14 protein-coding genes, 1 tRNA gene and 1 pseudogene are annotated in these 13,763 nt (G+C 54.6%); 8 read left to right on the top strand and 8 right to left on the bottom strand.

The genetic code is table 11. The annotated features are described in order from the left end of the window. Together ENN68_03970 and ENN68_03965 are read right to left on the bottom strand one after the other, a co-directional pair. The coding region (locus tag ENN68_03970; protein ID HDS45240.1) for a type II toxin-antitoxin system RelE/ParE family toxin at positions 1 to 299 on the bottom strand (299 nt) is incomplete at its 3' end. Then, positions 289 to 507: a hypothetical protein gene (locus ENN68_03965; GenBank protein ID HDS45239.1), complete on the bottom strand. Its 219-nt coding sequence runs from the start codon at positions 505 to 507 to the stop codon at positions 289 to 291. The genes ENN68_03970 and ENN68_03965, both read right to left, overlap by 11 nt. A 309-nt stretch (positions 508 to 816) precedes the next feature. Here ENN68_03965 and ENN68_03960 point away from each other — a divergent pair. Continuing rightward, a pseudogene (locus ENN68_03960) lies at positions 817 to 2,087 on the top strand (IS66 family transposase). Between the two features lie 112 nt (positions 2,088 to 2,199). Here the strand turns inward: ENN68_03960 and ENN68_03955 are convergent. The 4 genes from ENN68_03955 to ENN68_03940 form a co-directional block, all read right to left on the bottom strand. After that, positions 2,200 to 3,426: a SufD family Fe-S cluster assembly protein gene (locus ENN68_03955; protein HDS45238.1), complete on the bottom strand. Its 1,227-nt coding sequence runs from the start codon at positions 3,424 to 3,426 to the stop codon at positions 2,200 to 2,202. Then, entirely contained in the window at positions 3,423 to 4,187 is a 765-nt protein-coding gene (locus ENN68_03950) for an ABC transporter ATP-binding protein (protein HDS45237.1), read from the bottom strand. The genes ENN68_03955 and ENN68_03950 overlap by 4 nt, the downstream gene beginning before the upstream one ends. A gap of 94 nt (positions 4,188 to 4,281) precedes the next feature. Continuing rightward, complete coding sequence (locus ENN68_03945; GenBank protein HDS45236.1) at positions 4,282 to 4,932, bottom strand: peroxiredoxin; 651 nt, start codon at positions 4,930 to 4,932, stop codon at positions 4,282 to 4,284. Between the two features lie 110 nt (positions 4,933 to 5,042). Beyond that, positions 5,043 to 5,519, bottom strand: coding sequence for an Hsp20/alpha crystallin family protein (locus tag ENN68_03940; protein HDS45235.1), 477 nt, complete (start codon positions 5,517 to 5,519; stop codon positions 5,043 to 5,045). A gap of 203 nt (positions 5,520 to 5,722) precedes the next feature. Between ENN68_03940 and ENN68_03935 the strand changes: the two genes are divergently transcribed. The 6 genes from ENN68_03935 (at position 5,723) to nifB (ending at position 9,974) form a co-directional block, all read left to right on the top strand. After that, a complete protein-coding gene (locus ENN68_03935) occupies positions 5,723 to 6,004 on the top strand; it encodes a rubrerythrin (GenBank protein ID HDS45234.1) in 282 nt (93 codons plus the stop codon). A 12-nt stretch (positions 6,005 to 6,016) separates the two neighbouring features. Further along, complete coding sequence (locus ENN68_03930; protein ID HDS45233.1) at positions 6,017 to 6,538, top strand: ferritin; 522 nt, start codon at positions 6,017 to 6,019, stop codon at positions 6,536 to 6,538. Positions 6,539 to 6,789: 251 nt separating this feature from the next. Then, a complete protein-coding gene (locus tag ENN68_03925; GenBank protein HDS45232.1) occupies positions 6,790 to 7,245 on the top strand; it encodes an FprA family A-type flavoprotein in 456 nt (151 codons plus the stop codon). Positions 7,246 to 7,288: 43 nt separating this feature from the next. Further along, positions 7,289 to 8,470, top strand: a complete 1,182-nt coding sequence (locus ENN68_03920) for an FprA family A-type flavoprotein (protein HDS45231.1) — start codon at positions 7,289 to 7,291, stop codon at positions 8,468 to 8,470. A 118-nt stretch (positions 8,471 to 8,588) separates the two neighbouring features. Next, the gene (locus ENN68_03915; GenBank protein ID HDS45230.1) at positions 8,589 to 9,023 is read left to right on the top strand and encodes an iron-sulfur cluster assembly scaffold protein; all 435 of its coding nucleotides are present in this window, start codon (positions 8,589 to 8,591) and stop codon (positions 9,021 to 9,023) included. Between the two features lie 39 nt (positions 9,024 to 9,062). Further along, the gene (nifB, locus tag ENN68_03910; GenBank protein HDS45229.1) at positions 9,063 to 9,974 is read left to right on the top strand and encodes a nitrogenase cofactor biosynthesis protein NifB; all 912 of its coding nucleotides are present in this window, start codon (positions 9,063 to 9,065) and stop codon (positions 9,972 to 9,974) included. Positions 9,975 to 10,236: 262 nt separating this feature from the next. On the opposite strand, the gene ENN68_03905 is transcribed toward nifB, so the two are convergent. Further along, the gene (locus ENN68_03905) at positions 10,237 to 11,433 is read right to left on the bottom strand and encodes an MFS transporter (GenBank protein ID HDS45228.1); all 1,197 of its coding nucleotides are present in this window, start codon (positions 11,431 to 11,433) and stop codon (positions 10,237 to 10,239) included. A gap of 223 nt (positions 11,434 to 11,656) precedes the next feature. Between ENN68_03905 and ENN68_03900 the strand changes: the two genes are divergently transcribed. After that, positions 11,657 to 11,727 (top strand) — tRNA-Gly (locus ENN68_03900). A 147-nt stretch (positions 11,728 to 11,874) separates the two neighbouring features. Here ENN68_03900 and ENN68_03895 read toward each other — a convergent pair. Then, entirely contained in the window at positions 11,875 to 13,464 is a 1,590-nt protein-coding gene (locus ENN68_03895; GenBank protein ID HDS45227.1) for a hypothetical protein, read from the bottom strand. Positions 13,465 to 13,763: the final 299 nt, after the last annotated feature.

Below are 13,763 nucleotides of genomic sequence, written 5' to 3'. Positions count from 1 at the left end.
TGGTCAAGCTTGGAATAGATAGTCACGAGGATGATATTTTTCGGTCTTTTGAGATGATAAATCATGCGATAGCCTGAACGTTTACCCTTCTGAATATCGCTGTTTCGCACGCGTACCTTAAAGATAGCGTAATGTGTTCTTGGCACCTGAACGCCCATGACTTCGCCAGCTTCGAGCTTGTCAATCACTGGCTGGACATCAGACCGTATACGGCGGTACTTCTTAGCAAGTGCCCGCAGGTTGCGTTTGAACTCAGGAGTATACTCAATATGCACCTGCTCAGCAGGCTCACTCGGCATCAATGTCCACCCATAGTTCGGACACTGGCAGGGTATCTCCTGCTAATGCTTCTTCCCATCCTTTACGGAAGCTGGTTTCGGCGGGCTTTAATGCTACGCTCTCGCGGAACAAGCGAACAATCAGGAGTAGATTGGGCAAGTATTCCTCCGGCACACCCTTTATCTCCTGAACTATCTGCCCTTCATAAACTGATACTTTAGCAGTCATAACACTTCTCCCTGCCGGTTACCCAGCCGGTTAATATATCTCACGTAATTTATTCTTTCTCAGCTATAAAAAGCCACCTCCGGTCATCTTGTTCTCGTCATTTAAGCTTTTTGTATTTGTTTAGCTCCCCCGTCCTATAAGCTTTCCGGAGCTTTTCGATACCCATAAATGCCCCCCCTCGTTTCCCACAAAACTGGAGTGGAAAAGATGCATATTTAAATACACGTTTTTGTACACCTTTGAGGGGTGACGGTTTGAGCGTGTGGGTAGTAGCGCGGTCAGGCGATTAGCGGCAGTTACTGCTAGGATCTGGAAGAAAGAATAGCAGAGCTGGAAAAAGAGAACGCTGCATTAAGAGCGAAACTCGCCCAGTATGAATATCCCCATACACCCACTTCTGCGCAACGATTCAAGGATGAGGCGAAGTCAGCAGGTGTAAAGAAGCGCGGGGCCCCGAAAGGGCATCGAGGGGCGACCAGACCAAAACGTGAGCCTGACAAGGTAGTGGAAGTTACCGCAGAGCACTGTGAAGCGTGCGGGAGCAAAGATTCAGAGGAGGTAGGTGTTGAAGCAACAGTGATAGAGGATATTCCACCACCGCCGAAGATCAAAGTCGTGCAGTACAACAGGCATAAGTACCGGTGTCGCACCTGCGGACATACGTTTGAAGCCGCGCATGGAGATTACCCCACCGAGGGTAGATTCGGCGTGAACCTCCTGGTCTACCGGGCAATGTTGAAATTCAACCTCCGCGGTGTATTACGCCGGATTAGTGATTTCACGTGTCATGTGAACTGAACGCCCTCAGCCTTACTCCCAAGGGCGTCCAGGACGCCCTCTTACGAGTAAGCGCAGCTTGCAAGAAGGGATATGGACGTATCTTGCAGCGAATCAGAGTCGTTCCATGGATCTACGTGGACGAAACAGGTATGAGGGTTTTGGGCAAGAACTGGTGGCTCTGGTCATTCAGGACACCTCAGGACGAGGCATTAGTGGTTATCAGGCCTTCCCGGGGTGGAGATGTCCTGGAAGAGATCCTCGGAACAGAGATCACCTGCGCGGGCGTAACCGATGGCTGGCGAGCCTACAACTTTTTCCCGGTTTTGCAACGCTGCTGGTCACACCTGGTACGGGAAGTGGATGCATTCCGTGAGAAACTTGGTGGTACTGAACTCTCAGAGAGCATTCATGGAAGATACAGGGCGTTGAAGGAGTACCTCGGAAAAGATCCTCCCGCGTCAATGGAAGATCGGAAAGAGCAGAAGGAAGCGTGGGATAGCGAAATGGCAGAGTTAGTGGCGCACTTCGGCCAGTTCAAAGAACTGAAGAAGCCGATAACGTACATCAGAAACGGCCTGGGAGACTGGTATACCTGTCTCCTCTATCCCGGGATGGAGCAAACCAACAATCTCAGCGAGCAGGTACTCATACGGAAGATCATCGGTACCTTCAGGTCTAAGAAGGGTGCGGAGTATTACCAGTACATCGCTTCGCTCGTCGCAACATGGCGATTGCAAGGAAAGGACATTTACAACGAGCTGCAAACGTTACTTGCACAGGAGCTCTGTCTACAGAGCTAAACAAATACAGCTTTTTTTTCACTGCAGATTACGTATGATGTTTCTTTGGTAAAGCTTTCTTTAAACCCTTTAAAAAAGCGTTTGCGGAAAAAGCTTCGCCGAAAGAAAGGTTTTACATTACCTTCTCTAAACTCAGCTCGAACATCTTCTTCGTCTCCTGCGCCAGCGCCTCGGGCAGGCCCGTGATGTCCACATTCAGAAAGCCGCGAATGATCACCGAGGTGGCTTCCTCCTCGCTCAGCCCGCGTGCCATGAGATAGTTGATCTCCTCTTCCGCGATCTTGCCGACCGCAGCTTCGTGCGAGAGCTCGAGATCCGTCCGCGTGGCCGTCAGTTCCGGCACCGAGGCCACACGCGCAGTGTCTGAGAGTATCAGGGCGCCGCACTCGAGATGCCCCTTCACGTTCTTCGTCGCGCCCACAATATCGCCACGGGAAACGACGCTGGCATTGTCCTTCACGATCACGCGTGAGATGAGCTCCGCCTTGCTCCCTTCGCCCTGGAGCACCGCGCGCGAGCCCATATCGATATTCGCCTGCTCCGTGGCGTAGATGATCGATTGCGTTGTTGTCCGCGAGTTTCTACCCACGCAGTAGGTGGTAGGGAACATCTGCAGCGATTTCACCGGCGTCATCAAGATGTAGTTACTGATGTACACACCATTATCTTCCACGCGCACCGCGCTGCGCGGCCGCACCTCTATGCCGCTACTCCAGTTATGGACCATGGTGAAGGTGATCTTCGCACCGGGCTTCACGTAGAACTCGGAGACGCCGAGATGCAGTGCCGTCGTGACCGAGTGGGAGACCGAGCAGCCGGTGATGATATGCAATTCCGAGTCCTCTTCGGCGATGACGATGTTGTGCACGTTCTGTCTGACCTTATCAGCGGTGATAAAGAGACAGGACTGTACCGGCATGGTCACCTTTGCTCCTGGTTTCGCCCTGATGAAGTACCCGTGACTTGCGGCCAATTCAACTTCCGCGGTGTATTTATCCGCATCAACCGGGATGAGCTGCCAGAGATAGTCGGTGAGCCACTCGTATCTTGCCAGCGCATCTGTAGTGCTCATGATCTCAAGCCCGGGGTAGTTCACTTTCGAAAAGACGACCGAACGGTCGCGCTGCAGGAAGGAGCCCGATCGATCCTTCTCCGAGGGCTCTATGCCGGCGCGGAGCAGATCCTGTGCATATTCCGTCTCGAGCTCACTCAATGAGTCCAGTGCCTGGTGTTCCCCCGTTCGGGTCTCAAATTGCTCAAGGTCTACATCCTCGCCCAGTGCCGCCCTCTTATCACGGGCACGCTTCGCACGGTCCTTTAGCTCTTCCTTGCTCTTCATTCGTCAGCGCACACCTTCTGTCCACATAACTCCACACATTTCTCGAATCCGGACTCCATGATATGCTTGGTGACCTCATCTGGCATTCCCGAGCACGCGATCTGGCCGTTGAGCATCACGTGTGCGCGGTCTGCATTGATGTAGTGCATGACAAACCCGCTATGGGTAATGATCAGACCTGCTCGCTCGCGTTCGCTCGGTCGCTTGTTACGATCCAGCAGCTCACGCATGATCTCGCCGATGAGCTCGATATTCTCCACGTCCACCCCTGAATCGGGCTCATCGAACATGATGAAGTCGGGCGCTTGCGCGAGCAGCTGCAAGATCTCCGAGCGCTTCACCTCGCCGCCTGAGAAGCCGAGGTTCACGTCGCGATTCAAGAACTCGGCCGAGATATTGATCCGTTTCGCGAGTGCGATGACCTGCTCGTCAATGACACCCTCCTTCCGGCCCAGAGCAATACTGACCATGTCACCGAGTCGTACGCCCCGTATCTCCGGCGGATGCTGGAACGAGACCCCCATACCCAGTTTCACCCGCTCGTTCGTGGTTGCCGCGGTAATATCCACGCCTTTGAACATGATGCGCCCGTGGGTGACGGTATAGCTCGGAAAGCCGAGGATCGTCAATAACAGCGTCGTCTTGCCACAACCGTTCGGACCAAAGAGCACGTGCACCTCACCCTTCTCGACCGTGAGATTCAAGCCCTTGATGATAGGCTTGCCTTCCACTTCCACTGTCAGATCTTTTATTTCGAGCATGGATGCTCCTTCTCGGGGCGCCACCGGCCCCTCTGTTTGTTACGTGTAAAAAAGGAAAAGAAAAGAAAAAGAAAAGAAGAAAGAAGTAGACCGGTTATACTTTCTTCTTGCAGAGATACCAGTCGACGCAGGTGTACCCTTCGGTCACGCGCTTCTCCGCGTCCTGCTGCGTCTTCGGCGCTGGCACCACGACCTCATCTCCGGGCCGCCAGTCAGCCGGCGTCGCCACTTTGTACTTATCGGCCGTCTGGAACGCATCAATCATCCGCACGATCTCGTCCATATTCCGTCCAGTGGACAGCGGATAGTAGAGCATCGCACGCAGAATCCCGTCGGGATCGATGAAGAAGACGCAGCGGACCGTCGCGGTCGTGCTCTGTCGTGGATGCAGCATCCCGAACTTCGTGGCCACGTCCTTTGACAGGTCAGCAATGATCGGGAACGGGATCTTGACACCGACCTTCTCCTCGATGTTCCGTGCCCACGCGATGTGTGACGAGGTGCTATCGACACTCAAGCCTATGAGCTCGGTGTTCCGCTTCTTCAACTCATCGTGGATCTTCGCAAAGGCGATAAACTCGGTCGTGCAGACCGGTGTGAAATCGGCCGGATGCGAGAAGAGGATCAACCATTTCCCCCGGTAATCAGACAAGCGTTTCTTCCCGAAGGTCGTATCAGCCTCAAAATCGGGCGCAGGATCGCCGATCAGCGGTAAGGTTACCGGTTTTACTTCTAGTTCAGTCATTTTTTCCATTTCACCTCCTATCTTAGTACTCTTATAGTTATGCGGTGGTGCATAAAAAGAGGCGGGTCTCTGGTAAGCGGACCCGCCGCGACCACCGAGGTTACTTCACTTCACTTTACCTCGATCTTCTTGACTTCCGCTTCCTTGAGCCGGGGCATCGAGATCGTGAGCACGCCGTCCTTCACCGATGCCTCAACCTTATCACGATCGACCTCAGCCGGCAGGGGTATCGAGCGGTAGAATTTCCGGTACCGCCGCTCGCGCCGGATATAGCCCTCTTCCTTCTCTTCCTTCTCCTCCTTCTTCTCCGCGCTGATCTCGAGCATATCGCCTTTCACCGAGATGCTTATGTCGCCCTTCTCAACGCCGGGTATATCCGCGTTCACGACGATGTTCCCCGTCTCATCCTCTTTGATATCGACCGAGGGTGAGACGGTCAACGCCGCTCCTTCTTCTCCCTCTGCTCCGGGCAGCGCCTTCCGCTCCAGGTAGTAGGGCATCCATGTCTCCCGGAACATACGATCCATCCACTCTTCCATACGTCTCAGATCTTCCCACGGATCTCGGAAATACCTTCTCCAAGCCATGCGTATCACCTCCTGATGGAATAGCCCACATGTTGTATCTGTATCCAATCATATAAATACTTTCTGCGCACGGCACCGCACGTTGCGACAAAGCGACAACTATTTAAATCGCAGCCCCGGATAGAATATACACCTGATTTGTGGCGCCAGCGTCGGTGCGAGGTGAAGCCGCGCGGTGCGCGTGATGAGGAGGCACATAAAAAATGCTATCTGAAATACCAACGGATTTTGGAGAGGTAAGTGATGAAGAGCTGGATAGGGAGATCGTGCGTGTGGGGATCATCGCGGAACTCGACGCGATCAATTTGTATGAGCAGCTCGCGGCAATGGCAACGCACGAAGGGCTCAAGAAGATTCTTCTGGACATTGCGAAAGAGGAGAAGACGCACATGGGCGAATTCCAGACCTTACTGCTCCGTATCGACCAGGAGCAGGCTGAGGAGCTGGAAGAGGGCCGGGCAGAAGTTGAGGAGTTGCTGGGGTGATACGCATATTCCATGATAAGCGAACGAATGGAAGCGGCGCTCAATGCGCAGATCAATAAGGAGATCTATTCGGCCTATCTGTATCTCTCCATGTCTGCCTACAGCACGTATATCGGGCTCAAGGGCTTTGCGAACTGGTTCATGGTGCAATACCAGGAAGAGATGACGCACGCGATGAAGATCTACCAGTACGTGAACGAGCAGGGCGGACGGGTGACGCTGAGGGCGATCGAGCAGCCGCCGACGGAATGGCAATCGCCGATGGACATGTTCGAGAAGACCCTGGCGCATGAGCAGTTCGTGACCAGGAGCATCAACGAGCTGGTGGATCTCGCGATCGCGGAGAAGGATCATGCGACACAGATCTTCCTCCAGTGGTTTGTGACCGAACAGATCGAGGAGGAAGGGAATGACAATGAGATCATTACGAAGTTGAAGCTCATCGGCGAGGACGGCAAGGGTCTGCTCATGATCGATAAGGAGCTGGAATTGCGGGCCTTTACGCCACCGGCTGCCGCTGAGGATAGCACGTAAGGTAAGGTAAGGTAAGGTAAGGTAAGGTAAGGTAAGGTAAGGTTCGGTAAGAGAGGAGAGATAGCTCATGGCGGGAGAACCAGGTGCTCGTAGACCGCCTCCGGGATTCGGCCGGGGCGGTCCGCCGGAGAATTGTGTGTGCCCGCAGTGTGGCTACGCAGCACCGAAACGGCGCGGCGTTCCCTGCCGCTCGCTCACCTGCCCGAACTGCGGGGTACCGATGGTGGGTGAATGATAAGAATCAGGAGGGAATGAAAAAAATGGCTAAAAAAGCATTGTTAGTATACGATACGAACCTGGGCTATACCGAGCAAATGGCGAAGTTGATAGAAGCAGCGATGAAAGCGGACGGTATTGACGTGGTGACCAAGTTTGCCACGAAAGCAGAGCCTGATGATCTTGCGGGCGTCGATGCCGTTGTGCTCGGCTGCCCGACGTACTTTGAGGACGTCTCGACCAAGATCAAGCTCTTCATGATCGAGATGAAGAAGGCGAACCTGAAGGGCAAGATAGGCGCGGCCTTCGGCTCGTACGGCTGGGGCGGCGAGTCGATCCAGATTATGAACGACACGATGAAGCGTATGATCGGGATGGTGATGGTGGAGCCGGGCTTGAAGGTGAAGACCTCGCAGATGATGGTCGGTGAGGGCGATCCGCTCTGTACGGCGTTCGGGAAGAAGATCGCTGAGAAGATGCTCAGCACGTGAAGGGCGCTACGAAAGAGCGGTTAGAAGGCGCGTAAAAAGAAGCATGGAACCCGTAGAGATAAAACCGGGTATTTATTGGGTCGGCGGGATCGACTGGGATCTGCAGAACTTACACGGGTATCTGACGCAGCGTGGCACGACCTACAATGCATACCTCATTGTGGATGAGCAGGTGGTGCTGGTGGATACCGTGAAGCACTACCTCTGTGATGAGCTCTGGTCTCGGATCTCCAAAGTGCTCGATCCTGCTCAGATCGACTATCTGGTTGCGAACCACGTGGAGATGGATCATTCAGGTAGTCTCCCGCGGATGGTTGAACTCGCCCCCAATGCCACGATCGTCACCTCGCCAAAAGGTGAGCAGGGACTGCGCCGGCACTACAAGGCGGAGTGGCCCTTTAAGGTCGTTAAATCGGGCGATAGCATGAGTATCGGCAAACGAACGCTGCAGTTCTTCCTCACCCCGATGGTGCACTGGCCGGATAACATGGTCACGTATATCCCGGAGGAGAAGCTTCTGCTGCCCAACGACGCCTTCGGGCAGCATATCGCCTCGGCTGAGCGTTACGACGATGAGATTGGCTGGGCGATCCTCCAGGAAGAGGCGGCGAAGTACTATGCGAACATCGTCTTGCCCTATGGTGAGCAGGTGAAGAAGGCCCTGACCGCGCTCTCGGGGCTCGAGATCGAGATGATCGCACCGAGCCACGGGATCATATGGCGGTCGTATCTCCCCCAGATCCTGGACGCGTATCAGCACTGGGCGGCCAATGACTCGGAGCAGAGAGCGCTGATCGTCTATGATACCATGTGGGGCTCGACCGGGCAGATGGCACAGAGCCTGCGTGACGGCCTGGAGCAGGCCGGTGTGCCCGTGACGGTGCGGAACCTGAAGACCACGCACATCTCAGACGTGCTCACGGACCTCATTCGGTCAAAAGCGGTCCTGATCGGCTCACCCACCCTGAATATGGGCGTTCTGCCCACGGTTGGCGCGTTCCTCACGTATCTGGAAGGGCTTCGGCCAAAGAACCGGATCGGCTTTGCCTTTGGCTCCTATGGATGGGGCGAGCAGTCAACGAAGAAGATCGAGGCCATGATGAGCGCCCTCGGCTGGGATATGCCGGTCGCAGCCGTGAAAACGCAGTACATTCCGGATCAGGATGAATTGGCCCGGATACGTGAGGCGGGTGCAGCATTGGGCGCGGTGATCAAAGGCAGCTAATAGCCGAGCTGATTGCTTGCGTGCGTGCGTGCATGCGTGCGTGCCCGGGCAGCGGTAAAATAAAGCTTATTAAGAAGAGCGGGAGAGTAAGATACGAGTAACGCAGAGTGGTGTTAAGATGGGTGAGTTAAGAGACCTACTACGGAAATCCGGCTACTCGGAGAAGGCGGCTGATTTCTATCTGAATCGCGTGAACGTCGGTGAGTTGAGCGATGCAAATGCGTACGCGATCTACACCGGCCCCTGCGGAGACACGATGGAGTTCTTCTTGAAGGTCGAGGACAGCACGATACGAGACGCGAGCTTCCAGGCGATCGGCTGTGCAGGCTCGTTCGCTGCAGGCGCGGCGTTCGTGGAGCTCATCAGAGGGAAGACACTGGAAGAGGCGGAGAGGGTAGAGGAAGACCGGGTCGTTGAGTTCCTCGGCACCATCCCCGTGCAGAAGATTCACTGCGCTTGCCTCGCGAAGCGGACGTTGCGCAAAGCGCTTGCCGCCTACCGGGGTGTGCCATTTCAGCTACCGGAATGCAAGAAGGTAGAAGAGGCCTGGTAACAGAGAGATAAGTTAAGGTAAAAAAGAAGAGTTAATGATATGAGCGCTAAAGAGACTGAACAGCTGCCGGTAACGGAGATCGAGGGTAAGGAAGTCCCCTGGGATCCCGCGCAGCTCAGAAAGATTCAGGAGCATCCCTGCTTCAGCAAGCAGGCCTGCCACTTATTCGGTCGCATGCATCTCGCCGTTGCGCCCAAATGTAACATCCAGTGCAACTATTGTATCCGCAAATTTGATTGTGTCAATGAGTGCCGACCCGGTGTTACCAGCACGGTACTCAGCCCGCAGGATGCGCTGGAGCGGGTACGGGAAGTGCTCGCGAAGGTGCACTACATCAAGGTGGTTGCCGTTGCAGGCCCCGGCGAGCCGCTGTACAACGAGGAGACCTTCGAGACGTTCCGGCTCGTTAAGGACGCGTTCCCGCATCTGATGCGCTGCGTGAGCACGAATGGCTTGCTCCTGCCCGATCGCATAGAGGATATCGCGGACCTGGAGATCGGAACGGTAACGGTAACGCTGAACGCTGTGGACCCCGATATCGGTAAGGAGATCTACTCCTTTGTCAACTACGCGGGCACGAAATACACGGGCCGTGAAGCCGCTGAGTTGCTGCTCTCAAAGCAGCTCGAAGGGATTCGCGAAGCGGTCAAGCGGAAGATTCTGATCAAGGTCAATACCGTGCTGATCCCGACGGTGAACGACCATCATATCATTGAGATTGCGAAGACCGTACATGAGCTGGGCGTCTATATCCAGAACATCATGCCGATCATCCCGCAGTACCGGTTCGAGCACATTACGCCACCAACGCCGCAGGAGAAGAAGGCTGTTCAGGACGCGTGCAGCACCTATATCATGCAGATGAAGCACTGCCGCCAGTGCCGCTCCGATGCGATTGGCCGCCTGGGAAAAGATATTCAAGACCAGTTCGAGAAAGAAGAGCATACCTGAACCCTGCATTTCGCCCACGGCGCCTCTTGACGGTGGGCTGGGTTCTGAGGTCTTTTCTTTAGTACTACCCGGGTTCGAGGACCGGCTGTGGTAGCTGTTAGTTGGGGGCGGATTACTGCTATCCCACCGCGTAACTACGCCCATTACCCCTCGGACGGTGAGGTGCAGGCACCGGTCAGCATCGTCTATGCCCTCCCAATCCTGCGTTTCCGGATAGGGCAAGGGCAGTGCGGTAAGCGCTGCACCTGCACCGGATAGCGGTTCAGTAATACTTACCATAGTGGAGGAAGAGCAGCACGGCGAGGATGCTGACGGCGCTGCCGAAGAGGAAGGTGAACTCGTGTGCGGGCGAGATCGTCCATAAGACTCCGGCGATAAGGCTTGCCGGTAACTTCGCAAGTCCGATCATCGTGCGGAAGGTACCGAGCGCCGTGGCTCGCAACTCCTTCACCGACCAGTCACTGACAAACGCACGTTGATTCCCTTCGATCATCGCATAGACCAGCCCGTACAGCGGGAAGAGCACCAGAAAGGCCGGGAGCGACTCTGAGAAGGCGAAGCCGAGGCAGGTAACGGAAAAGAGGAGATAGCCACCGATGAGCACGTACCGTTTCCCGATACGATCGGAGAGCGTGCCGAAGGGAATGGCGAAGAGCGCATAGAAGATGTTAAAGAGCACGTACAGGGCGATCGTCAGCGCAATCGACTCCCTGTGCCCGCTAACTGCAAAGGTGTCCATCGCCTTCAGAATGAAGAACATATAGGTGAAATTAGCCAGCGCGAAGATCGTCGCAACGGTGATGAAGAGCCTGAGCGGCTTATGCAGTCGGCGCAAGCTGATATGCAACCCGAGCTCCTGCGGCGCTCGCTTCGCCTCCCGTACCCGATAGAGTGGCAGCAGTGAGACAAACGCGATAACCGCAGCAATAAGGATGACCTGCGGGTAAAAGGCGAGCGGATCGCTGTCGTTCCAGAACACGTACAGGAGAAGGAGAACCGTGATCGAGCCGAGGATGGCGCCCAGCGTATCGAATGCGCGATGGATCCCGAAGCCTCGCCCTCGTGCATCGGGCATAGAATCGGCGATGATCGCGTCTCGTGGCGCTGTTCGCACGCCCTTGCCCACGCGCTCGAAACTGGTGAAGAGCAGGATATGCTGCCAGATCACCGCGAAGGCGAGCAGCAACTTGAAGCCGGCAGAGGTAAAATAGCCGCCGAATACCAGGATCTTCCGTTTACCCAGCCGATCAGACCAGTAGCCCGACAAGACCTCGAAGATGCTCGCGATACTCTCCTGCAAACCGCCGATAAGACCCACGATCAGGCCGGTGCCACCGACCGCGATAACGAACAGCGGAAGGATCGGGTGGATCATCTCGCTGCTCACATCGTTCAGGAAACTGACGATGCCCAGCAGCAGGACGTTTCTCGACACCGTGACCCTCTTTCCGCTCTTCATCGTTCGCGCCTACTGCACGGAAGAAAACTGGTGCAAGAAGAAAAGCGCAAGCCTGGGTGAGGTCTGAATCACGAGCTGGGACCGCGCGCACTGTGCGGTGCTGTGCGGCGGTGCTGTCAGGCACGAGCGCTTTAGAGCTGTTGCTTGCCGTAATGACCGATAGCTCTGCGCCGTTGAAAAATAGATTAATAAGTATCGTGCGGTAATAACTATGCAGCACAGCGCGCCGATGGTCTAGTGGTATGACTTTGGCCTTCCAAGCCAACTGCCCGGGTTCAAATCCCGGTCGGCGCACTCGTTTGCCGTAGAATGTCTGATTTGGGTTTTTTGGTCAACGCTGCTCAGCTCGCTGCAGCCCTATCGCCGGTATCCAGCCCTCGTGCCGCTGGCCCTTGCTGTTCGTTCACGAACTCTTCACCGTTGATAACTCCGTCGGCTGGATCAACTACAACATTTCAGCGCGTATCGCTGATCTCCTGGGAAACCGACGTGGTAAAGGAGCAGGCCGACATCGCCCACGTCTATCTTACCATCGCCATTGACGTCTGCTGCCCAGTCAGTGCAGATTGCGCACCTTGGGTCGCCGGGAAAACCGACGTGGTACTGTAATAGCCCAACATCGCACACGTCTATCTCACCATCGCAATTGACATCACCGCAAAGCACTCCCCCCCCCACCGCCATAATTAAAGGTAGACAATCGCCACCGTTTGCGATATAGCCCAACGAATTGTAGGGAAGCAGCGTATCTCCAAGCCCATCGCCGTTTGTATCCGTGCCCGCATAATTGCTCCAGTAGTTGCCGCCGAGCCACGAGCCGCCGACTATGTTCATGCCCTGAGTCTTGGGGATGTTCCAGATGTTGGTTCCGTCATCGAAAGCGTTATTCGTGTTCTCGAAGTAGTTGTTGTAGATCTGGTTGTTGTTCGAAGATTCCAGGCAAATGCCGTGGTAGGAGTTGGTCGTAGCGGTATTGCCCTTGAGGATATTGTTGTTGCTCGAAGAATACAACCAAATGCCTTTGTTGTTCTGCGACGCGGTGTTGTCCGTGAGGGTATTGGTGCTCGCAGTCCACAGATGAATGCCGTTTTGGTTGTTCGAGACGGTGTTGCCGGTAAGCGCGTTGTAGCTCGAAAGCGCCAGGTAAATGCCGCGGCCGTTGTTCGAGGCGGTGTTGCCCACCAGGTTGTTGTAGCTCGAAGAATCCAGGTGAATACCGGTAGATAACGCGAATTCTTTATGGTTCACGGCGGTGTTGCCCGTAAGCGTATTGTTAGTGCTTGAATAACACAGGAAAATGCCGTAGTAGCGGTTCGAATTAGCAATGTTGTCCGTAAGCGTATTGTTGTTGCTTGAATCAGCCAGGACAAGGCCGTAAGTATTGCTCGAGACGGTGTTGCCCGTAAGCGTATTGTCGTTACACCCATTTTTCAGTTGAATGCCGCAAGCCCAATACCATGGCGCATTCTCATCCCGGTTGTTCGAGGCTTTATTGCTCGTCAGCTTGTTGTTGTTGCTCGACGATAACAGCAAAATGCCGTACACCTTATTCGAGTTAGCGGTGTTGTTAGTCAGCGTGTTTTTGCTCGATGAGGGCAGATAAATGCCCAACTCGTTGTTCGAGGCGAGGTTGTTGAGAATAGTGTTGTAATTTGAGGTAACGGCGATCCCTGCTTGCGGATAACCGCCCGCGTTTATCGCGGTAAAACCGTCCAGAACAATGCCATCGTGAGAAAGCGTGATTGCGTTTCCCCGTCCACCAGCATCAACAACCGGTTTACCGCCGCCGGTGTCTTTGCCCTTTAACACGAGTTGCTTGTTCACGTTCACGTTCTCGTAGTAGGTGCCGCTGTGCACCACAATGGTGTCGCCAGGTCTTGCCGCGGTCACGGCCGCCTGTATGCTGGTATAATCACAACCGCGGGAACAGACGGTATAGGTCGCAGCACCGCCTACGCTCACGAACACCAGCACGGTGAAAACAGCCGCAAAGAGCAAACAGTACCAGATCCGTCTTCTTTCACGTTTCATTTTCGGTTCTTGCTACTCCACTACATACACGTTAATCGCCGGTAACCCGTCATGGCGGTGGGCGCTTCCCGTCCCTGACAGGGCAATAGTACTCATTATTAAAAAGCTTTTGACCAAACCACTAACAGCTAGTAGAGCTAATTCCATCTTCAGTCATCACCTCAGTGTATATTTTTTAGGTATTTGTTTAGCTCTGTAGACAGAGCTCCTGTGTGAGTAACGTTTGCAGCTCGTTGTAGATGTCCTTTCCTTGCAATCGCCATGTTGCGACGAGGGAAGCGATGTACTGGTAATACTCC

It is taken from the genome of Methanomicrobia archaeon (assembly GCA_011049045.1).
Lineage (GTDB): Archaea > Halobacteriota > Syntropharchaeia > Alkanophagales > Methanospirareceae > JACGMN01.
This window is presented reverse-complemented; position numbering and strand designations above follow the sequence as displayed.